General features: G+C 64.0%; 23 protein-coding genes. 20 read left to right on the top strand and 3 right to left on the bottom strand.

The window, feature by feature from the left end:
- Positions 1–91: 91 nt before the first annotated feature.
- Together E2N92_RS12190 and E2N92_RS12185 are read right to left on the bottom strand one after the other, a co-directional pair.
- A complete protein-coding gene (locus E2N92_RS12190) occupies positions 92–466 on the bottom strand; it encodes a DUF7557 family protein (RefSeq protein ID WP_343222848.1) in 375 nt (124 codons plus the stop codon).
- 418 nt (positions 467–884) lie between these two features.
- Positions 885–1,514 carry a hypothetical protein gene (locus E2N92_RS12185; RefSeq protein ID WP_220681419.1) on the bottom strand — a complete coding sequence of 210 codons (630 nt, stop codon included), beginning with the start codon at positions 1,512–1,514 and terminating at the stop codon, positions 885–887.
- A 361-nt stretch (positions 1,515–1,875) separates the two neighbouring features.
- Between E2N92_RS12185 and E2N92_RS12180 the strand changes: the two genes are divergently transcribed.
- A complete protein-coding gene (locus E2N92_RS12180; RefSeq protein ID WP_220681418.1) occupies positions 1,876–2,436 on the top strand; it encodes a nucleotidyltransferase domain-containing protein in 561 nt (186 codons plus the stop codon).
- A complete protein-coding gene (locus E2N92_RS12175) occupies positions 2,423–2,839 on the top strand; it encodes a HEPN domain-containing protein (protein WP_220681417.1) in 417 nt (138 codons plus the stop codon). Before E2N92_RS12180 ends, E2N92_RS12175 begins: the two co-directional genes overlap by 14 nt.
- A 156-nt stretch (positions 2,840–2,995) precedes the next feature.
- On the opposite strand, the gene E2N92_RS12170 is transcribed toward E2N92_RS12175, so the two are convergent.
- Positions 2,996–3,529: a helix-turn-helix domain-containing protein gene (locus E2N92_RS12170; protein WP_220681416.1), complete on the bottom strand. Its 534-nt coding sequence runs from the start codon at positions 3,527–3,529 to the stop codon at positions 2,996–2,998.
- A 190-nt stretch (positions 3,530–3,719) separates the two neighbouring features.
- Between E2N92_RS12170 and E2N92_RS12165 the strand changes: the two genes are divergently transcribed.
- The 18 genes from E2N92_RS12165 to hisB all read left to right on the top strand — a co-directional run bounded on the left by E2N92_RS12165 (position 3,720) and on the right by hisB (position 19,190).
- Entirely contained in the window at positions 3,720–4,943 is a 1,224-nt protein-coding gene (locus tag E2N92_RS12165) for an ABC transporter substrate-binding protein (RefSeq protein ID WP_220681415.1), read from the top strand.
- Positions 4,944–4,993: 50 nt separating this feature from the next.
- Positions 4,994–5,758 carry an ABC transporter permease gene (locus tag E2N92_RS12160; protein ID WP_246589216.1) on the top strand — a complete coding sequence of 255 codons (765 nt, stop codon included), beginning with the start codon at positions 4,994–4,996 and terminating at the stop codon, positions 5,756–5,758.
- Positions 5,755–6,507, top strand: a complete 753-nt coding sequence (locus E2N92_RS12155) for an ABC transporter ATP-binding protein (protein ID WP_220681413.1) — start codon at positions 5,755–5,757, stop codon at positions 6,505–6,507. The genes E2N92_RS12160 and E2N92_RS12155 overlap by 4 nt, the downstream gene beginning before the upstream one ends.
- Positions 6,508–7,257: 750 nt before the next feature.
- The gene (locus E2N92_RS12150; RefSeq protein WP_220681412.1) at positions 7,258–7,716 is read left to right on the top strand and encodes a tetratricopeptide repeat protein; all 459 of its coding nucleotides are present in this window, start codon (positions 7,258–7,260) and stop codon (positions 7,714–7,716) included.
- Positions 7,717–8,302: 586 nt separating this feature from the next.
- Positions 8,303–8,815, top strand: a complete 513-nt coding sequence (locus E2N92_RS12145; protein WP_220681411.1) for a 50S ribosomal protein L16 — start codon at positions 8,303–8,305, stop codon at positions 8,813–8,815.
- A gap of 94 nt (positions 8,816–8,909) precedes the next feature.
- Positions 8,910–9,758 carry a fumarate hydratase gene (locus E2N92_RS12140; protein ID WP_425515756.1) on the top strand — a complete coding sequence of 283 codons (849 nt, stop codon included), beginning with the start codon at positions 8,910–8,912 and terminating at the stop codon, positions 9,756–9,758.
- Complete coding sequence (locus E2N92_RS12135; RefSeq protein WP_220681410.1) at positions 9,749–10,309, top strand: FumA C-terminus/TtdB family hydratase beta subunit; 561 nt, start codon at positions 9,749–9,751, stop codon at positions 10,307–10,309. The genes E2N92_RS12140 and E2N92_RS12135 overlap by 10 nt, the downstream gene beginning before the upstream one ends.
- Positions 10,306–10,578 (top strand): 4Fe-4S dicluster domain-containing protein, encoded by a 273-nt coding sequence (locus E2N92_RS12130; RefSeq protein ID WP_220681409.1) that lies wholly within the window; start codon positions 10,306–10,308, stop codon positions 10,576–10,578. Before E2N92_RS12135 ends, E2N92_RS12130 begins: the two co-directional genes overlap by 4 nt.
- The gene (locus E2N92_RS12125; protein WP_220681408.1) at positions 10,575–11,675 is read left to right on the top strand and encodes a 2-oxoacid:acceptor oxidoreductase subunit alpha; all 1,101 of its coding nucleotides are present in this window, start codon (positions 10,575–10,577) and stop codon (positions 11,673–11,675) included. Before E2N92_RS12130 ends, E2N92_RS12125 begins: the two co-directional genes overlap by 4 nt.
- A 32-nt stretch (positions 11,676–11,707) precedes the next feature.
- Entirely contained in the window at positions 11,708–12,466 is a 759-nt protein-coding gene (locus tag E2N92_RS12120; RefSeq protein ID WP_220683019.1) for a thiamine pyrophosphate-dependent enzyme, read from the top strand.
- Positions 12,463–13,011, top strand: a complete 549-nt coding sequence (locus E2N92_RS12115) for a 2-oxoacid:acceptor oxidoreductase family protein (protein ID WP_220681407.1) — start codon at positions 12,463–12,465, stop codon at positions 13,009–13,011. Before E2N92_RS12120 ends, E2N92_RS12115 begins: the two co-directional genes overlap by 4 nt.
- The gene (gene sucC / locus E2N92_RS12110; RefSeq protein WP_220681406.1) at positions 12,998–14,083 is read left to right on the top strand and encodes an ADP-forming succinate--CoA ligase subunit beta; all 1,086 of its coding nucleotides are present in this window, start codon (positions 12,998–13,000) and stop codon (positions 14,081–14,083) included. The genes E2N92_RS12115 and sucC overlap by 14 nt, the downstream gene beginning before the upstream one ends.
- Positions 14,080–14,946: a succinate--CoA ligase subunit alpha gene (gene sucD, locus E2N92_RS12105; protein ID WP_220681405.1), complete on the top strand. Its 867-nt coding sequence runs from the start codon at positions 14,080–14,082 to the stop codon at positions 14,944–14,946. The genes sucC and sucD overlap by 4 nt, the downstream gene beginning before the upstream one ends.
- Positions 14,943–15,740 carry a DNA integrity scanning protein DisA nucleotide-binding domain protein gene (locus E2N92_RS12100; protein WP_220681404.1) on the top strand — a complete coding sequence of 266 codons (798 nt, stop codon included), beginning with the start codon at positions 14,943–14,945 and terminating at the stop codon, positions 15,738–15,740. Before sucD ends, E2N92_RS12100 begins: the two co-directional genes overlap by 4 nt.
- A 57-nt stretch (positions 15,741–15,797) precedes the next feature.
- A complete protein-coding gene (locus tag E2N92_RS12095; protein WP_220681403.1) occupies positions 15,798–17,003 on the top strand; it encodes a methionine adenosyltransferase in 1,206 nt (401 codons plus the stop codon).
- 31 nt (positions 17,004–17,034) lie between these two features.
- Positions 17,035–17,898: an ATP phosphoribosyltransferase gene (gene hisG / locus E2N92_RS12090; protein ID WP_220681402.1), complete on the top strand. Its 864-nt coding sequence runs from the start codon at positions 17,035–17,037 to the stop codon at positions 17,896–17,898.
- 6 nt (positions 17,899–17,904) lie between these two features.
- On the top strand, positions 17,905–18,615 hold the full coding sequence (gene hisA, locus E2N92_RS12085; RefSeq protein WP_220681401.1) for a 1-(5-phosphoribosyl)-5-[(5-phosphoribosylamino)methylideneamino]imidazole-4-carboxamide isomerase: 711 nt from the start codon (positions 17,905–17,907) through the stop codon (positions 18,613–18,615).
- Entirely contained in the window at positions 18,612–19,190 is a 579-nt protein-coding gene (gene hisB / locus E2N92_RS12080; RefSeq protein ID WP_220681400.1) for an imidazoleglycerol-phosphate dehydratase HisB, read from the top strand. Before hisA ends, hisB begins: the two co-directional genes overlap by 4 nt.
- Positions 19,191–20,538: the final 1,348 nt, after the last annotated feature.

Here is a 20,538-nt window from a genome sequence, read left to right as displayed (position 1 = left end):
GATTGGGGGAGGCCGCAACGTGGAGGATCAAGAGGGGGCGACCGCATGCTTTGATCGGTGGCCCACTTCGACCACCACGATCATCGACACATCATTCTGGATCTTCGGTACGCCATGCAGCCCGAAGTTCTGCGCGGGCCTCATCGAGGGGGAGAAGGCGGCCGGCTCTGATGTCTTTGCGTGACTCTTCAATCCCCCGGATCGCCTCGTCGCTGAGGGGCTCGGGGTCTTCGGCGGTGTCGATCAGCCTGAGGATCACGTCCTCGTAGGTCTCCCGGGGATGCCGCTTCATCTCCTTCAGCCGCTTCTTGGTTTCGGGTGACATCCACACCGTCGTGGCTCCCATGGCAGAGTCTATAGCGACCGATAGGATGTCACCCTTCCGATCCCGGAAGTCTCCCGAATCGAAGATCTTCTTCCCAGGAATCTTGAAAGCATACCCTCCGCCGGGGGGCTGGCCGCTCAAAGATCAGAGATCTTCTTGACTCCCTCCGGTCGTCCCCCCTTGACCTCCCACCGATGAAGATTGAGAGGATCGCAACCCATCTTCATGGTCTTCTCTCGGCCTTCCCGGCCCTATCGCCATCCCGGGAGTCCGGGGGCAGAGCCCCCGGCGGGAGGGTATGGGAAGGCGTGATGATCAGGCGTGCCGCCCCATATCATAGAATCTTTCATGTAATCTCGCGCCGGGGGGTTGCACCCCCCGAACCCCCCACGACGAAGATAGCCGAGGGGCGGCGATTGAGCATTGTTCCAACCCGTTGCCATATCGTGGGTGAAAAGCAAGGATCCCTCCACACCACGAAACGCTGCTCTGAGCGATTTTCATGACGTATGCCTGAGGCATGCTCTCGCATCATGCCCGATCCTGCAAGGCCGATATTTCATCTCTCGGAGATGGTACATTCTGAAATGAGATCCCGGATACCGAGAATATCCATTCCCACAAGGGCCTGAATCCGTATCCCTTCGATCGATGATCGGTCCTGAGGATGCTCAAGCACAACAGTATGGAGCACGAGACTGTCCGGATCGACACTCCTGAATTTGACGGGAATGGCGTCAAAACCCATCTCTCTCCCTTCTTCATCAATGAGTCGATAGAGTGCATCCATGGTGTCCTCCAGATGTTCTTCGGGCATGGTGTCAGGAATCCCGACGTCGAGATACCCCTCGACATCATACCCGTACCCGATAACCGGGCCGTCCGGGTAGAGGCGAGGCCTCGCTATCGAGTCAAAGGTCTCATCGTGAAAATCGTCCAATCGATCATACCAGGCGCGTCGGTCATGTGCATCTTTGAATTCCGGAAGATCCCCATAAATGCCCAGAACGATTTCATGTGATTTCAACTCTCGAATGGCGTTCGCATATTCTTCAAGCGTGGGCCCAACAGGTTCATTCAGATCACGCTCTTCACGGTCACCCTGTTGTGCGGAAACAGATCCCGCACACCCGGATGCGAACAGCGTCATGACGAGCAATACGAACAATAATCCGGTTCTTCTTCTCATACCGTTCACCTCTCCGGTTCCCCTCCTGTACCATCGGCCTCCGGGAAGGGCCGGATGCAGGCACCGGAGTGCAAGGGAGTTCCATCGACCCGGCCGGAGACGAGCACCGGGCCACGGCATCCATGTCGTAAAATCGTGTGGGATTTATATATCTGCTTTGTGGGATGGCCCTATGCATATCAGGAGAGAGAACAGCGAATAATAGGGAGAGGGGTCCGCAGAATCAGGCATGAAGCAAAAAGCATGCCTCCGGCATACCGCACCAGGAAGGATCCCGCGAGCCCATACATAGTACCTCCCGGCCGCACCATCTCCCCGCCCTTGAACACATTTTTTATACTCTCGTATACATTCTTGATACATGCTCGAACGGCTCATCCCCTCGAAGACGCGGGTGAAACTCCTCACGCTCTTCCTCATGAACCCGGGCCGCGAGATGTACCTCCGCGAGGTCCAGCGCATCACCGGGGAGAACCTCAACGCCGTCAGGCGGGAACTCGCGAACCTCGAGGAGTTCGGGCTGCTCACCAGCACCCGGCGGGGGAACGCCCATTATTATGGGGTGGACCGCTCTTTTCCTCTGTACGAGGAGTTGACCGCCATCATCCTCAAGACCGAGGGGGTGGCGAAGGTGATCGCCGAGCGCCTCGACGACGTCGGGGCCATCGACCGGATGTTCATCTACGGCTCATTCGCCCGCGGCGAGGCGGGCGCGGAGAGCGACATCGACCTCTTCATCGTCGGGACGGTGGACGAAGACCGGTTGATCGTCGCGGTGCAGGAGACCGAGGAGACGCTCGGACGGGAGATCAACTATGCCCTCTTCACGCCCGAAGAGATGGCGGAGCGGACCGCCGACGACGATCCTTTCGTCGCGAACGTGCTGAAAGGACCGAAGGTGATGCTGATTGGAACCGACTGACGACCTGAGACGACGGGGCCTCATCAAGAAATTCCGCCCCGAACCCGGCGCGGTGGAGAACGCGATGGCCCTCGCACGCCGGGACGCCGCCGTCGCCGGCACCATGCTCGCCGGCAACGCCGACTGGGCCTACACCATCGCCTACAACGCCATGCTCCAGGCCGGACGGGCGCTGATGTTCTCGAAGGGCTACCGCCCCGCCGGGACAAACCAGCACATCGCGGTGGTCAGGTTCGCCGAACTCTTTCTGGACCGCGAGGCCGTCCTCGCCTTCGACCGGATGCGGAGAAAACGGCACATCACGGTCTACGACATGGCCGGGACGGTCTCGGAGGGGGAAGCCCGGAACGCCGTCGATCGGGCGGAGGCGTTTCTGGAGATTGTCGACGGGCTTCTGCAGTGAGGAGAAAGGAGGCGGCGGGCGCTCATGGTGTGAACCGGCACGACGATCGGCCGTGCCACCCCTATCTTCGCGATACAGGGGTTCGGGTTCTCCAAACCCCACTGAGGAGCGATTAGGGGGAACCGCAGAACAAAAAGATCAGAGCAACCGATCGGCTCACAGCCACGCCTTGCGCGCCGCCGACTCGATCGCCCGCTGGACACTGTCCTTTGGCACGATCGTCGTCACCGGGATGCGGATCACCTGCTCGATGGTCGAAGAGGCGATGGGGGCGCAGACGACCGCCACCGCCCCCTCCCGCTCGGCCCGCACGGCAGCGACGATCGCGTCCTCAAAGGTATAGACCGGGTACTCCCGTACCCTGAACTCGTGACCGTCGACGACCGCCGTCCGCTCCTGGATGGATTCCAGGACGTAGCGTGCGGCGATGAGCCCGATGAAGGCTTCGTCAGGCGTACGGGAGAAGGATCTGACCGTATTGACGATCGCCCGCATGGTGGGGAGCGTGGGCGAACGTTTGCCGGTGAGCACCTTATAGAGTGTGCTCTGGGCGACCCCGCTCCGCTCCGAGAGCTCGCGCACGCTCACCCGCAGGTCGTTCTTCAGTACATGCTGGAGGACCGTCACGAACTCCTCGTCGGAGATGAGGGCGGCCTTGATGATGCGCTCGACCGGGTCTGCCTGAATCATGATCTATCTCTTCTGGGTCAAACATGATGAAGGTTTGTCCCGCATGTCCACACCGGAAAGCGGGATGGAGAGGACGAAGGGGGACGGAACCCGGACAAACCGACACAAACAAGCCACGATAGACACAATCGGGCAATTTTGCGATGAAAAGACGACGACCTATATATAGCGTGAGACTGACCAGTACCCCATGGCAAACAAGATGCTCGCTGCAGTCCTCGCCATCGGACTCGCAGCTCTTCTCGTCGTCGCCGGATGCGTCTCGGAACCCGAGACCCCGACGACACCCACGACCGAAGGCGCCGAAGTCGGCGTCACCTACAGCCAGGGCGTCGGCCCCATGCCGATGCTCCTCTCGACCGGCGAGATCGACGGATACATCGCATGGCAGCCCTTCGTGGAGATCGCCACCGTCAGCGGGATCGGCACGGTCGCCTCGTACTCCCAGGACCTCCCGCCCGAGGACATGTGGAAGGACCACCCCTGCTGTGTCGTCGTCACCCGTGACGACTTCGCCGCGGAGCACCCCGACACCGTCAACGCCGTCAGCGCCCTCGCGACCCTCGGCAACCAGTACGTCAACGAGCACCAGGACGAGTCCGCCGCGATCGTCGCCGACTGGCTCGTCGGCAAGGGCAACTTCACCTACGGCGACGTCTCCGTCAGCTCGGTCGACGTCCTGGAGAAGGCGATCCCGACGATCAAGTTCACCAGCGAACCCTCCGAGCAGTGGATGGACGGGGTTAACCTCTTCGTCGACGCCCAGGACGAACTCGGCTACCTCACCGGCACCCTGAAGGGCACCACCAAGGAGGAGCGCCGCGCCCTGCTCTTCAACACCCAGCCGTACACCGAAGGCAAGAAGATGATCGACGCCGGCGAGATCGCGACCCCGGCACCGGTCGGAAAACTCGGCATCGGCTACCTCATGTCCGACCACCACGCCTCGCTCTTTGTTGCGATCAAGAAGTGGGAATACTTCGAGGAGAACTACGGCATCGCCCTCAAGCCCAAGGACCCGTCCCAGTCCAGGCCTGAAAACCTCGACCTGATCGTCAACGGCGAGAAGATCGCCGACGTCACGCTCGTCTCAGGCGCCGCCGGGCCGGCCCTGATGCAGCTTGCCGCCACCGACAACATCCAGATGGCCTGGGTCGGCGCCCCGCCGGCGATCAGCGCCATCGACAAAGGAACACCTATTAAGATCGTCCAACCCGTTAATACTGAGGGATCCGGACTCGTCGTGGCTGCATCCGCACCCGTCAACGACTGGCCGTCCTTCGTCGACTGGGCGAACAGCAGAGCAGCCGAGGGTAAACCGCTGAAAATTGCGGCCCCGCTCAAAGGCTCCATCCAGGACGTCATGCTCAAGTTCGCCCTCAAAGACAGCGGACTGGTGGTGAAAGAGGTCTGATGCAAAGAACGAACACACCCACGAGATCACAGAAACAGAAAAGTACCGTCTTGCGGAGGAGGGCCATCGGGGCCATCCTCCCTATTCTTCTCATCATTTGCTGGGAGATCGCCGCGGTCCTCATCAACAACGAGTTCATCCTGCCGCGGCTGGAGTCGGTGCTCGCGGTGCTGGCCAGTCCCACCACCGACATCCTGGGGAGCGGGAGCCTCATCAACAACGCCCTCCTCTCCATCGAGAGGGTAGCGATGGGCTTCGGGCTCGCGGCCGCGGTCGGGATCCCGCTGGGCATGGTGATGGGCTACTGGCCGCGGGCCGAGGACTTCGTCGACACGACGGTGCAGCTCTTCAGGCCCATCCCGCCGCTCGCCTGGATCCCGCTCGCCCTCGCGTGGTTCAAGACCGGGCTCCTCTCGATGACCTTCATCATCTTCATCGGGGCGGTCTTCCCGGTGCTGCTCAACACCGTCGACGGTGTGAAGTCGGTGAACCGGACCTGGGTCGAGTCGGCGCTCACCTTCGGGGCAAACCAGCGGCAGATCCTGGCGAAGGTGATCATGCCCGCCGCCCTCCCGACGATCTGGACCGGCCTGCGGGTTGGGTTCGGGATCTCCTGGATGTGCGTGGTGGCGGCCGAGATGCTGCCCGGCACGACGTCGGGCCTGGGCTACCTGATCATGTATGCCTACAACTGGGGGCAGGTGCAGGTGATCATCGCCGGGATGATCGTCATCGGGTTCATCGGCCTGCTCATCGACGGGGTCTTCAGGGCCGTCGAGAGCCGGAAGTTTACCTGGAGGGGGATGACCAGATGACGCTCTCGATCAAGCATGTATCAAAGGTCTTCGTCAACGAGAAGGGCGAGGAGGTGACGGCGCTCCGCGACGTCAACCTGGAGGTCGAGGACGGCGAGTTCATCTGTATCCTGGGGCCCTCAGGGTGCGGGAAGACGACGCTCCTGCGGATCATCGCGGGGCTCGACACCCCGTCAGGCGGGCGGGCCGAGATCAACGGCAAGGAGATCGACGGGCCGGCGCCGGAACTCGCGATGATCTTCCAGGAGTACTCGCTGTACCCCTGGCGGACGATCATCGACAACACCGCCTTCGGGCTCGAGGTCCGGGGCGTCCCGAAGGAGGAGCGGTACGCGAAGGCGCGGGAGTACCTCAAACTCGTCGGGCTCGAGGAGTTCGAGAACAGCCATCCGTACGAACTCTCCGGCGGGATGCGCCAGCGGGTCGCGGTGGCCCGCGCCCTCTGCGCCGAGCCCCAGGTGCTCCTGATGGACGAGCCCTTCGGGGCCCTCGACGCCCAGACCAGGAACACGATGCAGGAAGAACTCCTCGAGATCTGGCAGAAGACGAAGAAGACGGTGATCTTCGTCACCCACAGCGTGGACGAGGCGGTCTATCTCTCCGACCGCGTCGTCGTCCTCTCCCCGCGGCCGTCGAATGTGCGGGAGGTCGTGACGGTGCCGCAGAAGCGCCCCCGCGACCGGACGAGCGTCGAGTTCGCCCAGGTCCGGCGGTACGTGCTCTCGTTGATCCAGAACCAGGGCGACTGAAGTCCCCGGGCAACGGCCCCGAAGGGGCCGGGATACTTTTTTACCGAGGGTTCTGGTCGGGGAGCGACTGCCCGCTCATCATGATCGTTTTCTCTGCCTTCCCGGCCCTATCGCCGTCCCGGGGGAGGGGGGGCAGCGCCCCCGGCGCGAACGTTGAGGAAGGCACGGCGATCAATCAGACCACCCGCCCCACCAAAAAACGAGGCATGCCGGACTGTCCTCTCGCGTCTGGGAGGGGCCCCGGATCCCGGCCATGGGGATTGACGGGGGACGGCAACTCCTCCTCTCTTCGGGATCGTTCGTGCGGCCTTCCCGGCGCGAGCGTGGGGGAAGGCATGTCGATCGATCAGACCTCCCGCCCCAGGTGCAGAATCTTTGCCGCCGTCTCGCGCCGGGGGTTGCACCCCCGGACCCCCACGACGAAGATAGCCGAGGGGCGGGGGGGCATGCTCATCATGATCGTTTTCTGCTGCCTTCCCGGCCCTATCGCCATCCCGGGGGTTCCGGGGGCAGAGCCCCCGGCGCGAGCGTTGAGGAAGGCACGTCGATCAGAACGAATGTCCCGGCAAAAAACGAGGAATGCCGGGCTGTTCTCTCGCGTCTGGGAGGGGGCCCGGACCCCGGCCATGGGGATTGACGAGGGGCGGCAGGAAGTGTCTTATTCTGGATCGTTCTTCTCTTCGGGATCTCAGGAGTGGCCTTCCCGGATCGATCGATGCCCACATATAATAATAGACGAATGATCGAGAGATGAAGTCTCCACTCCTCACACTCTCGCTCTGCTGCATCGGGATTCTGATGGTGTATACCGGCGGGTGCATCGCCGCCGACACCGGAAATTCGGATACCTCCAACCTCTCCGCATTCAAAGAGCGGGTGAACGAGAGCCAGAAATACTACGACGAGATGGTCGCGTCAGACCCGGAGAACGCCACCGCGTGGTGCATCCGGGGGATGTTCTACAACAACAATTACAACCGGTATGACGAGGCCCTGGCGAGTTGCGAGAGAGCGCTCGGACTGGACCCCGAGTACGGCCTGGCCTGGTACCTGAAAGGGACCATCCTGACGAACATGGAGAAGGACGCCGAAGCGGAGGCGTGCTTCAGGAATGCAACGAAATACGATCCCACACTGCCCGAAGGTCTCGGGGAGCCGGTGGAGCGGTCCTCATACGGGGCCGGGGGATACAGCATCGCCACGGGGTGAGATGAGGGCGCTTTCCTTTCGGTTCAATCCCGCCTGCCCATTCTTCATCCTCAAGGTCCGGGGGCAGAATCTCCGGCGCGTATGATGGAGAGAGGTGGGCGTTCAGACGGGCCGCCCCACAGAAAGATTTTCACCGCCGTCTCGCGCCGGGGGTTTCACCCCCGGACCCCCCCGACGAAGCTAGCCGAGGGGCGGCAATGAGCGGTGTTCCTCCTGCGATCCTGTCTTAAGAAAATAATCAGGGGGTTGCCTTGAATGGTGCTCTCCCCGGGATCTCGGGAGTGGCCTTCCCGCACCTATCGCCATCCCGGGGGTTCCGGGGTGCTAGCCCCCGGCGTGAGCGTTGAGGAAGGCACCCCGATCAGACGTCTTCCATCCCCCGGCGCCACGGCAAGCGACGATGGAGGCGGCCGGGAGGTCGCGGAAAATCGATGAGGATTTCAGCAGAGCATGAGACGCTTTTCAAGCGGTACGGCTGAGAAGGCGTGCGTTCGCTTCATGCGCCATGCTCCTCCGCCCCAGTAACCTTTATTAAGAAAAATCACCATCTTATAAAGCACGAACTTACGGCGAGGCGTTGTGAGGAATGGTACGTAAACCTGGAGTAATGTATAGGAATCTCGCCAAGAAGGCATATACACGGCGAGAATATATGGGCGGTGTGCCCGGCAGCAGGATCGTGCAGTTTGATATGGGCAACCTCAGCGGTGAATTCCCGGTGGAGATCACGCTCGTGGTGGAGGAGTCCTGTCAGATCCGCCACACGGCGCTCGAAGCGGCGCGTGTCAACATCAACAGGCGTCTGATGAAGGAGATCGGGCGTGCAGGCTACCACCTCAAGCTCCGCACCTACCCGCATCACGTGCTGCGTGAGAACAAGCAGGCCACCGGTGCCGGTGCGGACCGTGTCTCAGAAGGGATGCGGATGGCCTTCGGCAAGGCGGTCGGGACCGCCGCCAGGGTCAACCCGGGGCAGAAGATCTTCACGGTCTACACCAGCAAGAACCAGATCGAGAAGGCCAAGGACGCCCTCAAGCACGGCGGATACAAGCTGCCGTCGCCGATCCGCGTGGTCGTCGAAGAGAAAGCAGAGAACTAATACTATCATCCTTTTTTTCTCTCCCCTGCCGCGAGGCAGCGGGAGAGAGAAGTTCGACAGCATATTTTTTAGCCCTCCTCGTCCATTATAACCGATGATGGAGAGCGCGTCATCCGGACTTCTGGAGGCAGTCGCCGCGGCAACGGCGTCCGCACTCCATGAGGCCGAGACTTCCCTTCCCGCCGACGTGAACGCGGCGATCGGCCGGGCACTCGAGCGAGAACAGGACCCGACCGCACGGGCCCAGCTCGAGAACATTCGGGAAAATATCCGCTATGCCGGGGAGCGCGGGCTCCCCCTCTGCCAGGACACCGGCGTCCCGGTCGTCTATCTCACCCTCCCGCCCTCGGTGCCGGCGACCGCCGACCTGTACGAGGCGGTGGCGGAAGGGGTACGCCGGGCGACGGCCGAGGTCCCGCTCAGGCCCAACGTCGTCGACCCGCTCACCCGGGAGAATACGAAAGACAATACCGGCGGCGGGATGCCGACGATTCATGTGCGGCCCGGCGAGGAGTTGACGGTCACCGTCCTTCCCAAAGGAGCGGGCGCCGAGAACTGTTCGCGGATCGCGATGCTTCTTCCCTCGCAGAAAGGCGAGATCGCCCGGTTCGTCGCGGAGACGATGCTCCTCGCCGGCGGCAAACCCTGCCCGCCGGTCGTCCTCGGGGTCGGGATCGGCGCCACCTTCGACGGGGCGGCGGCGCTTGCAAAAGAGGCGCTGCTCCTTTCGATCGACGAGATGGACCCTTTCGAGCAGGACCTCTGCGACGCCGTCAACGCCCTCGGGATCGGGCCGATGGGCCTGGGCGGGGCGGTCACCGCTCTCGCCGTCAAGGTGAAGCGGGGCCACTGCCACACCGCCTCCCTCCCGGTGGCGGTCAACGTCCAGTGCTGGGCGTCCAGGCGGGCGACCAGAAAAGTGGAGGTGGAGCAATGGACCTGACCACGCCGCTCGGCGACGAGGTGCTCGACCTCCGTGCCGGCGACGCCGTCACCCTGTCTGGGACGGTGTATACCGCACGGGACGAGGCGCACCTCCGGATGATGGAGGAGGGCATCCCCTTCGATCCCGTGGGTGCGGCGGTCTACCACTGCGGCCCGGTGATCCGGGACAGAAAAGAAGTCGTCGCCGCCGGCCCGACCACCTCGGCGCGGATGAACGCCCTCTCGGGCTTTCTCCTCGACGCCGGCGTCCGCGCCCTCGTCGGCAAAGGCGGCATGGACGAGCGGGTCAGGGACGAACTCCGGGGCCGCGGGGTCTACCTCGCCTTCACCGGAGGGTGCGCCGCCCTTGCCGCCGCCCGTATGCAGGTGAAAGGCGTCTCTTTTGAAGACCTCGGGATGGCCGAGGCGGTCTGGGAGATCGAACTCGACCATCTCCCGCTTATCGTCGGGATCGACGCCCACGGCGGCGACCTCTTCGAGGCCGTGAGGCAGAAGGCAAAACTACAATTTGACCAGCAGTTCAATAGTTATAAAGGACCGGGTTTATGAAACTCATCATCGACGAGACCAGGTGCAAGGGCTGCAACCTCTGCACCCTGGTCTGCCCATATAAGATCTTTCAGGAGGGGACGAAACCGAACCACAAGGGCGTGGTGGTGCCTGTCCTCGACCGCCCCGAGCGCTGCACCAACTGCCGGTTGCAGAAGTTGTACGGGCGGGTGCTCTGCGGCGTCTGCCAGATGATCTGCCCAGACCAGGCGATCACCTGGGTGGACGAAGATCCCTACACACCGGAAAAGGTGGTGATTGAGGAGTGACGCGTCTTGAGTTCTGGCAGGGCAACACCGCCTGTGCCGAAGGTGCCCTCGCGGCCGGGTGCCGGTTCTTCGGGGGCTACCCGATCACGCCCTCGACCGAGGTCGCCGAACACATGGCCAGACGCCTTCCGAAGGTCGGCGGCGTCTTTGTCCAGATGGAAGACGAACTGGCAAGCATCGCCTCGGTGATCGGCGCCTCGTGGACCGGGAAGCGGTCCATGACCGCCACCTCGGGTCCGGGTTTCTCCCTGATGATGGAGAACCTCGGCTATGCGATCATGACCGAGACCCCGTGCGTCGTCGTCAATGTCCAGCGCGGCGGGCCGAGCACCGGTCAGCCGACCCGCGCCTCCCAGGGCGACATGATGCAGTGCCGGTTCGGGTCGCACGGCGACATCGCGGTCATCGCCGTCAGCCCGGGGTCGGTGCAGGAGATGTACGAACTGACCGCAAAGGCCTTCAACCTCTCGGACCGGTACCGGGTGCCGACCTTCGTGATGACCGACGAGATCATCGCGCATATGCGCGAGCGGATCGAGGTGCCCGACGCCGTCGAGATCGTCGAGCGCCGGCCGCTCGAGAAGGGTGCGCTCCCCTTCGCCGCGGGCGAAGACGGCGTCCCCGGGTTCCCGACCTTCGGCCAGGGCTACGGGGTGCACGTCACCGGACTCACCCACGACGAGCGGGGCTACCCCTCCTCCACCGACCCCGAGGTCCACGACCGCCTGGTCAGGCGGCTCGTCGGGAAAGTCGAGGGGGCGCGCCGGGAGATGGCCGACTACGAGGTGACCAACCCGGACGCCGAGGTGGTCTTCGTCTCGTACGGATCGCCCGGACGCTCGGTGAAACAAGCGGTCAGGGACATGGACGACGAACGGGTCGGTTCCCTGCGCCTGCGGGTGGTCTGGCCCTTCCCCGACTTCGCGCTGCAGGAGTTCACAAACGCCAGGGTCTTTTTAGTCCCCGAACTGAACCTCGGGCAGATCGCGCGGGAGGTCGCCAGCCACACCGCGGTGCCGGTCGTCCCGGTGCCCGAACTCGGCGGCGAACTGCACACCCCGGCGCGGCTCGCCAAGACGGCGGAGGAATACCTGTGAAAGACTTTCGGGAGTGGCTGCGGGAAGACCGCATGCCCCACATCTACTGCACCGGGTGCGGGAACGGCACGGTGATCAACTGCACCCTCAACGCCGTGAACCAGATGGGCTGGGAGCCCGAGGACACGGTCTTCATCTCAGGGATCGGGTGTTCGTCCAGGGCGCCGGGGTACATCGTCACCGACTCCCTCCACACCACCCACGGCCGGGCGATCCCCTTCGCCACCGGCGTGAAACTCAGCCGGCCCGACCTCCACGTCGTGGTCTTCACCGGCGATGGCGACATGGCGGCGATCGGCGGCAACCACTTCATCCATGCCTGCCGGAGGAACATCGACCTCACCGTCGTCTGCATGAACAACTACATCTACGGGATGACCGGCGGGCAGGGGAGCCCGTGCACCCCGCTCGGCGCCATCTCGACCACGACGCCGTACGGGTGCCACGAGGCCCCCTTCGACCTCGCCTCCCTCGCGGTGGCGGCCGGTGCGAACTATGTCTCCCGCTGGACCTCGTACCATGTGAAGGAACTGACGCGGGCGGTGCAGGCCGGGCTGGAGACCCCGGGCTTCTCGCTCGTCGAGGCCCTGGTCCAGTGCCCGACCGGGTACGGGCGGCGGAACAAACTCCGCGACGCCCACTCGATGATCCTGTGGATGCGCGACCATGCCGTCCTGATGAAAAAATGGAAACAGATGGAGGCCGAAGGCCGACCGCTCCCCGCGGACAAGTTCCCGGTGGGCGAGTTCGTGCGGCGGAACCGGCCGGCGATGGGGGTGCCTGAAGAATGAGACACGAAGTGCGGTTCTCGGGCTTCGGCGGCCAGGGGATCATCCTCTCGGCCGTCATCCTCGGCCGGGCGGCGGCGATCTACGACGAGAAGTACGCCGTCCAGACGCAGGTCTACGGCCCCGAGGCGCGGGGCGGGGCGTCGATGAGCGCCGTCGTCATCGACGACGAACCGGTTTTGTACCCCGAGGTGACCGAGCCCGACATCTATGTGATCATGTCGCAGGAAGGCTTCCTCAAGTACGGCGCCGGGGCGCCGGAAGGAGCGGTGATGCTCCTCGACGACGGTCTCGTGCAGGACCGGCCCGCGTGCCGGTTCCACTCCATCCCGGCGACCTACGAGGCGAAGTTCACCCTGAACCGGGTGATCGTCGCGAACATCGTGATGCTCGGTGCGCTGATTGCGACCACCGAGATCGTCTCCAGAGAGGCGATCGAGAAGGCCGTCCTCGACTCGGTCCCGAAGGGGACCGAGGACCTCAATATGCGGGCGCTGAAACTCGGTTTCGACCTCGGCACAAGGAGTATGCAGAATGAAACTGCTTGAATTCGAAGCAAAAGAACTGTTTAAACAGCACGGGATCCAGGTGCCCAGGGGCGTCCTGATCAGCGACCACGAGGAGGCGGTCCTCAACCTCCGCAAGGTCGGGCCCAACGTCGTGGTGAAGGCGCAGGTCGACGTCGGCGGACGGGGGAAGGCCGGCGGCGTCCTGATGGCCGACACCGACACGGCGGTCATCGCCGCCCGCGAACTCTTCGCCCGCGAGATCAAGGGCGTCAAGGTCGCCAGGGTGCTCATCGAGGAGCGCCTTGACATCCAGCACGAGTACTACGTCAGCATCACCATCGACCGTTCGACCAAACACCCGGTCGTCCTCTTCGCCGATACCGGCGGCGTCAATATCGAGGAGACGGCAAAGACCAACCCGGACGCGATCCGGAAGGTCTCGTTCACGCCGCTCCTCCGCAATATCCCGCGGTTCCTGCTGCGCGAACTGATCCGGGACGCCCCGGCCGAGGTCGGCGAGACGATCAACAAACTCTACCACGTCTTCTGCGACCGCGACGCCCTCCTCGCCGAGATCAACCCGCTGGTCACCACCCCGCAGGGGGTCTATGCCGCGGACGCCAAACTGATCATCGACGACAACGCCCTGGCCCGCCAGGAGATCGCGGTGAACCGCGACCTCACCCGCCGCGAGCGCGAGGCCGAGCGGCACGGGTTCTCCTACGTCGAACTCGACGGTTCGATCGGGGTCATCGGCAACGGCGCCGGGCTGACAATGTCCACCCTGGACCTCATCGAACACTTCGGCGGGAAGGCGGCGAACTTCCTGGACGTCGGCGGCGGCGCCGACAAGGACCGCGTGAAATACGCCGTCGAACTGGTCGCCGATATGCCCGACGTCAAAGTGATCATCGTCAACCTCCTGGGCGGGATCACCCGCTGCGACGAGGTGGCCCGCGGGATCATCGAGGCCGGCGTCGAACAGCCGGTGATCGTCCGGCTCGCCGGCACCAACGAGAAAGAAGGGAAAGAGATCCTGGCCGGGCACGGCTACCAGATGCTCGGGAGCATGGACGAGGCCGTCAAGGCCGCGGTGGAGGTGACCGCATGATTTACGGCGACAAAGACACGGGCGTCATCGTGCAGGGCGCGACCGGCAAACAGGGTTCGTTCCATATCAACCTGATGAACGAGTATGCCCGCTCGGTCGGGGGCAGAGGCGTCGTCGCCGGGGTCACGCCCGGCAAGGGCGGCCGCGAGGTCTGCGGCGTCCCGGTCTACGACACCGTCAAGGAAGCGCTGGCCGAACACGACGCGACGTCGAGCGTCCTCTTCGTCCCGGCCGGTGCGGCCGGTGACTCGATCATGGAAGGCGCCCACGCGGGGCTCGACCTGATCGTGGCGGTCACCGAACATATCCCGGTCCACGACGCCATGAAGGCGATCGGGTACGCGGAGACGATGGGCTGCACGGTCATCGGCCCGAACTGTCCGGGCCTCCTCTCACCCGGCGAACTGAAACTCGGGATCATGCCGGCCCACCTCTCCTCCCGCGGCCACGTCGGGGTCGTCTCGCGGAGCGGGACACTCACCTACGAGGTCGTCGACGAACTGACGAGGGCGGGCATCGGCCAGTCCACGGTCGTCGGGATCGGGGGCGACCCGGTCATCGGCCAGACCTTCGCCGACACCCTGGCCCGCTTCGAGGAAGACCCGCAGACCAAAGCCGTGGTGCTCATCGGCGAGGTCGGCGGCAACCTGGAAGAGGAAGGCGTAAAGTCGACCGACCTGCCCATCGCGGCCTACATCGCCGGGGTCACCGCCCCGCCGAACAAACGGATGGGCCACGCGGGTGCGATCATCGCCGGCGGCGAGGGCGACGCGAAGTCCAAGATCCAGCGGCTCAAAGCGATGGGGGTCGACGTCGCCTCGCGGCCCTCCGAGATCCCCGGCATCATCAAAAGACTCCTATGAACGAGCAACTCCTTGTCCAGACCGGGGCGGACCTCGCCGAAGAGATCGGGGCACGGGCGGTCGTCGCCTTCACCCGCCCCTGCACCTGCCAGGCAAAGGTGCCGCTGATCTGGGTCCAGGACCTGCAGCTCGACATCCTCAAGGACCTCTCGATGTGCGAGATCCTCTCGGTCTGCGAGCACCATATGCTCGACGCCGCGGTGCAGGTCTACCTGAAGGACCGGTTCGAGGACGGGACGGTGGTGGCGGTCTTCCCGTACGCCATCCTGGTCTTCGACCTGGAGAAGGCGAAGAACTTCGTCAATATCAAGGAGTACGAGGACATCGTCCCCAGGGACGTGATGTACGCCGTCCTCAACCTGGCCCTCGAGATCGCCGTCGAAGGACGGGAGGGCAGGGCGATCGGGACCGCCTTCGTCATCGGCGACCCGACAAAGATCGCCCGCCACTCCCACCAGGCGATCCTCAACCCGTACGCGGGGCACGACCCGGCCTACCGCGACGTCACAAACCGCGAGAACTGGGAGAGCGTCAAGGAGTTCGCGCAGATCGACGGGGTCTTCGTCCTGGACACCGAAGGGACGCTCCAGTCGGCCGGGACGTACCTCGACGTCAACGCGAAGGTCGTCGACCTCCCGCCGGGCCTGGGCGGGCGGCACCTGGCGACGGCGGCGATCACCGCGGTGATGCCTGCCGTCGGGGTGACGGTCTCGGAGAGCGGCGGATTGGTGAGAGTCTTCCGTGACGGCGTCTGTACGATTACGATCCGGTCGGATATCAGGATCACCAGTTAGAAATGGTTAAATGATGCCCAAGCATTTTATGTACCATCCACAAGATTGAGGGTTATTATGATCAGGAATATCAGGGTAGAGCAGATCGAACAGACCCCCACCGAACAACAGCAGATCGAACTGGTCGAGCGCAAGGGTATCGGTCACCCTGACAGCATCGCCGACGGGATCGCGGAGGCAATCTCGCGGGCGCTCTGCCGGGCGTACATGGACGAGTGCGGGGTGTACCTCCACCACAACACCGACCAGGGCGAGATCGTCGCCGGCGAGTCCATCCCCTGTTTCGGCGGCGGCAAGGTCGTCAAGCCGATCTACGCCCTCCTCACCGGACGGGCCACCAAGACCTTCGACGGGATCAACATCCCGGCCGACGCCATCGCCGTCGAGGCGGCCAGGGCCTATGTGAAGAGCATCATCCCCATCATGAACATGGAACGCGACATCATCGTCGACTGCCGGATGGGGACCGGGTCGACCGACCTGCGCGACGTCTTCAAGACCTGCGGCGGCACCAGGGTGATGCGGGCCAACGACACTTCGTTTGGCGTGGGCCACGCCCCGTTCAGCGAGGCCGAGAGCCTGGTCAAGGGCGTCTCCGACTATATCGACACCGCCTACCGCCCCCGCCACCCGGAGATCGGGACCGACGTGAAGGTGATGGGCCTGCGTGACGGCGACGAGATCACCCTCACCCTCGCGGTGGCGATGGTCGACCGCTACCTCGCCGACGTCGGCGAGTACGTCGAGGCGGTCGAGAAACTCAAGGAGAGCCTGCAGGGGATCGCCCCGCAGTTCACCGGCAGAAAGACGCAGGTCTTCGTCAACACCGCCGACGACATCAACAACGGCAGCGTCTTCCTCACCGTCAACGGCACCTCGGCCGAGATGGGCGACGACGGCTCGGTGGGCCGGGGCAACCGGTGCAACGGGCTGATCACCCCCAACCGCCCGATGAGCATGGAGGCGACGAGCGGGAAGAACCCGATCAACCATATCGGCAAGATCTACAACCTCCTCGCGACGCAGCTCGGGAACACCTGCGTCGCCGAGGTGGACGGGATCCAGGAGATCTATATCAGGCTCCTCTCCCAGATCGGCCACCCCATCGACCAGCCGCTGGTGGCGAGCGCCCAGATCATCCCGAGAAAGGGCGTCGACCTCGCCGAGGTCCAGCCTGCGGTCGAGGCGATCATCGACACCGGTCTCGATGACATCGCCGGTATCACCGAGAAGGTCGTCAGGGGCGACCTGAAGACCTTCTGATTTCGAATAAACCCACCATTTTTTGAAAACCATGACCTCTATCCGCCTGGCATTACCGAACAAGGGGCGGATCGCCCAGCCGGTCCGCGAACTTGTGGAAAAGAGCGGGATCCATCTGGTCGGGAGCGGGGAGCGCAAACTCGTCGCGAAGACCGTGGACCCCGAGATCGAGGTGCTCTTTGCCCGTCCTGTCGATATCCCGGAATATGTGGCCAACGGCGCCGCAGACATCGGGATCACCGGTCACGACATGGTGATGGAGCGGGGCTCTGACGTGGAAGAACTCCTCGACCTGAAGATGGGCGGCGCCACCCTGGTGGCGGCGGTGCCCGAGGACTCGGCGGTCGTGGAGGTCGTCGACCTCGACGGGGCGCGGGTGGCGACCGAGTTTCCGACGATCACCAGGACGTTCTTCGAACGGCACGGGGTCTCGGTGACGATCGTGCCGGTCGGCGGGGCCTGCGAGGCGACGCCGTATCTGGGGATCGCCGACGCCATCGTGGACCTGACGAGTTCGGGGACGACCATCAGGACGAACCGGCTCAGGGTGATCGCCGAGGTGCTCAGGTCGAGCACGGGCGTCATCGCGAACCGCACCGCCCTCACCGAGAAGAAGGAGAAGGTGCACGAGGTGCTCCTCGCCCTGGAGAGCGTGGTGCGGGCGCAGGGGCAGTGTTACCTGATGATGAACGCCCAGCGCGAGGCTCTGCCGGCGATCGAGGAGGTGCTTCCTGGCCTGGGCGGGCCGACGGTGATGGACGTGGCCTCGAAGGAGGGGCTGGTCGCGGTCCATGCGGTGGTGGCCGAGGAGTGCGTGTATCAACTCATCAACCAGTTGAAGCGGGCGGGTGCCCGTGATATCCTGGTGATGTCGATCGAGCGGATGATCCCCTGAACGCCTATGATCGTCTTTCCGGCAGTCGATATCCTGGGCGGGCAGTGCGTGCAGCTGGTGCAGGGAAAGCGCGAGAGTGCCCGGGCCTTCGGGACGCCGCTTGAGAACGCACGCCGGTGGCTGGACGCGGGGGCCGAGGCGCTCCATGTGGTGAACCTGGACGGGGCCTTCGGGTCGGCGCAGGCAAACGCGGAGATGATCCGCGAGGTGGTCGAGGAGACCGGGGTCTTCGTGCAGCTCGGCGGCGGGATCCGGAGCCGCGAGGATGCCCGCGCCTGGCTGGAGACGGGAGTCGGCCGGGTGATCCTGGGCACGGTGGCGGTCCGCGAGCCCGAGATCGTCCGCGATCTCTCCCTGGAGTTTGGGCCCGAGCAGGTGATGGCCGGCGTCGACGCACGGGGCGGGGCGGTGGTCATCGAGGGCTGGCAGGAGGAGGCCGGCGACTATCTTGCCTGGGCGCAACGCTTCGAGATGCTCGGGGCGGGTTCGCTGCTCTTCACCAACGTGGCGGTCGAAGGGCTCTGCCAGGGTATCGAGACCGAACCGGTCGCACGTCTGCTGGAGCGGACCCACCTCCCGGTGGTCGTGGCCGGCGGGGTGACGAGCGCGGAGGACGTGCGGGCGCTCCGCGACCTGGGGGTCGCGGGCGTGGTGCTCGGGTCGGCGCTGTACAGCGGGAAGATCACGCTTGAAGAGGCACTGGAGGCGGCACGATGAGACAAAGTTCGATACGGAGAGAGACGAAGGAGACGAGGATCGACCTCGCCCTGGACCTGGAGGGCGAGGGGGAGAGCAGGATCGAGACCGGCCTGCCTTTCCTCGACCATATGCTCACCTCGTTCGCGAAGCACGGCGGCTTCGCCCTCCGGGTGGATGCGGCGGGCGACCTGGAGGTGGACGCCCACCACCTGGTCGAGGACGTGGGGATCGTGCTCGGCGCCGCTTTGAAGGAGGCGGTCGGCGACGGTGCGGGGATCACGCGTTTCGCCGACGCCTCGATCCCGATGGACGAGGCGCTCGCGACGGTCGCCCTGGACGTCGGCGGCCGGGGCTACCTGGTCTTCACGGGGTCGTTCAACGCCCCCATGGTCGGCGGAATCGACACCACGCTCTTCGAGCACTTCTTCTACAGTCTTTGCACGAAGGCCGGGGTGACGGCCCATGTGCGGTTCTACGGGCGCAACGACCACCACATCGCCGAGGCGGTCTACAAGGCCTTCGGCGTCGCCCTCAGGAAGGCGGTCGCACGGGACGGCCGGAAGGGTGTGCCGAGCACGAAAGGCACGCTGTGAGGGCCTGAGATACTTTTTTTTCGGGGCTCTGTAGTTTTACCTACGCGGTTGAACATTTCTCGTCGCTTGATCGCTCTTTTTTGGCTCCGGAGAAATGCTCTTGATGACTATCTCTGCGGGGGGGACCCCGAGGATAGAACCGGATCGGAGAGGCCCGATCTTTTTTCGGATTAATCACGCCTCGTGCCGTCCCCCGTCCTATCTTCTCGCGAGATTGCGGGAAAGATCCGATGATGAGGGGACGGCACACCTGATCATCACATCTTTCCCGTTGTCATGACCCCGAAGATAGACCCAGGACGGGAAAGGGCCGATCGCTTTTCAGCGGGATCACACCACCCCGTGCCGTCCCCGGCCCTATCTTCTCGCGAGACGACAGAACAGAACCGGTGATTGGGGACGGCACGGCTGATCACCACGCCGTCTCGCCGTCATGACCCCGAAGATTGAACCCGGACGGGAAAAGGCCGATCGCTTTTCAGCGGGATCACGCGCCTCGTGCCGTCCCCCGTCCTATCTTCTCGCGAGATTGCGGGAAAGATCCGATGATGCGGGACGGCACACCTGATCATCACATCTTTCCCGTTGTCATGACCCCGAAGATTGAACCGGGACGGGAGAGAGTTGATCTTTTTTCGGAGGGATCACGCCGCGTGCCGTCCCCCGCCCTATCCTTTCGCGAGGGGGTGGGACAGATTCGGTGATGAGGGGGACGGCACGTTTGGATCATCACGCCGTCTCGCCGTCATGACCCCGAAGATTGGACCGGGACGGGAGAGAGTTGATCTTTTTTCGAAGGGATCACGCCTCGTGCCGTCCCCCGCCCTATCCTCTCGCGAGACGGCAGAACAGTCCCTAGTGATGAGGGGACGGCACGCCTGATCATCACGCCGTCTCGCCGTCATGACCCCGAAGATAGACCCAGGAAGGGAAAGGGCCGATCGCTTTTCAGCGGGATCACACCACCCCGTGCCGTCCCCCGCCCTATCCTCTCGCGAGACGACAGAACAGTCCCAGGTGATGAGGGGGCGGCACGGCTGTTCACCACATCTTTCCCGTTGTCATGACCCCGAAGATAGGAGCGGGACAGGAAAGAGCCGATCGCTTTTCAGCGGGATCACGCGCCCCGTGCCGCCCCCCTATCGTCATCCCGATGGTCAGGGGGCAGCGCCCCCGGCGCGATTGATGGGGGGAGGCGTGGCGATCAGACGGGCCGCCCCCAATTGAAGAATCTTCACCGGCGTCTCGCGCCGGAGGTTTCCTCGAAAGTCTCCGGCTTTCTCAAGCGCCCTCCGGGCCCGCCACGGAGAGAGGATGGCGGGGGCGGCAGATGCGGCCCTCTTCCATC

This window comes from Methanofollis formosanus, from assembly GCF_019633745.1.
Taxonomy (GTDB): domain Archaea; phylum Halobacteriota; class Methanomicrobia; order Methanomicrobiales; family Methanofollaceae; genus Methanofollis; species Methanofollis formosanus.
The sequence above is the reverse complement of the archived record's forward strand: the minus strand, read 5'-3'. Positions and strand labels throughout refer to the sequence as shown.

What these genes read in the sequence shown, in the direction of transcription:
- hisB (WP_220681400.1), top strand. Translation starts at nt 18,612, where the DNA reads ATGAGACAAAGTTCGATACGGAGAGAGACGAAGGAGACGAGGATCGAC.
- E2N92_RS12170 (WP_220681416.1), bottom strand. Translation starts at nt 3,529, where the DNA reads ATGATTCAGGCAGACCCGGTCGAGCGCATCATCAAGGCCGCCCTCATC.
- E2N92_RS12100 (WP_220681404.1), top strand. Translation starts at nt 14,943, where the DNA reads ATGAACGAGCAACTCCTTGTCCAGACCGGGGCGGACCTCGCCGAAGAG.
- E2N92_RS12155 (WP_220681413.1), top strand. Translation starts at nt 5,755, where the DNA reads ATGACGCTCTCGATCAAGCATGTATCAAAGGTCTTCGTCAACGAGAAG.
- E2N92_RS12130 (WP_220681409.1), top strand. Translation starts at nt 10,306, where the DNA reads ATGAAACTCATCATCGACGAGACCAGGTGCAAGGGCTGCAACCTCTGC.
- E2N92_RS12180 (WP_220681418.1), top strand. Translation starts at nt 1,876, where the DNA reads ATGCTCGAACGGCTCATCCCCTCGAAGACGCGGGTGAAACTCCTCACG.
- E2N92_RS12135 (WP_220681410.1), top strand. Translation starts at nt 9,749, where the DNA reads ATGGACCTGACCACGCCGCTCGGCGACGAGGTGCTCGACCTCCGTGCC.
- sucC (WP_220681406.1), top strand. Translation starts at nt 12,998, where the DNA reads ATGAAACTGCTTGAATTCGAAGCAAAAGAACTGTTTAAACAGCACGGG.
- E2N92_RS12165 (WP_220681415.1), top strand. Translation starts at nt 3,720, where the DNA reads ATGGCAAACAAGATGCTCGCTGCAGTCCTCGCCATCGGACTCGCAGCT.
- E2N92_RS12120 (WP_220683019.1), top strand. Translation starts at nt 11,708, where the DNA reads ATGCCCCACATCTACTGCACCGGGTGCGGGAACGGCACGGTGATCAAC.
- sucD (WP_220681405.1), top strand. Translation starts at nt 14,080, where the DNA reads ATGATTTACGGCGACAAAGACACGGGCGTCATCGTGCAGGGCGCGACC.
- E2N92_RS12095 (WP_220681403.1), top strand. Translation starts at nt 15,798, where the DNA reads ATGATCAGGAATATCAGGGTAGAGCAGATCGAACAGACCCCCACCGAA.
- E2N92_RS12140 (WP_425515756.1), top strand. Translation starts at nt 8,910, where the DNA reads ATGATGGAGAGCGCGTCATCCGGACTTCTGGAGGCAGTCGCCGCGGCA.
- hisG (WP_220681402.1), top strand. Translation starts at nt 17,035, where the DNA reads ATGACCTCTATCCGCCTGGCATTACCGAACAAGGGGCGGATCGCCCAG.
- hisA (WP_220681401.1), top strand. Translation starts at nt 17,905, where the DNA reads ATGATCGTCTTTCCGGCAGTCGATATCCTGGGCGGGCAGTGCGTGCAG.
- E2N92_RS12150 (WP_220681412.1), top strand. Translation starts at nt 7,258, where the DNA reads ATGAAGTCTCCACTCCTCACACTCTCGCTCTGCTGCATCGGGATTCTG.
- E2N92_RS12115 (WP_220681407.1), top strand. Translation starts at nt 12,463, where the DNA reads ATGAGACACGAAGTGCGGTTCTCGGGCTTCGGCGGCCAGGGGATCATC.
- E2N92_RS12185 (WP_220681419.1), bottom strand. Translation starts at nt 1,514, where the DNA reads ATGAGAAGAAGAACCGGATTATTGTTCGTATTGCTCGTCATGACGCTG.
- E2N92_RS12145 (WP_220681411.1), top strand. Translation starts at nt 8,303, where the DNA reads ATGGTACGTAAACCTGGAGTAATGTATAGGAATCTCGCCAAGAAGGCA.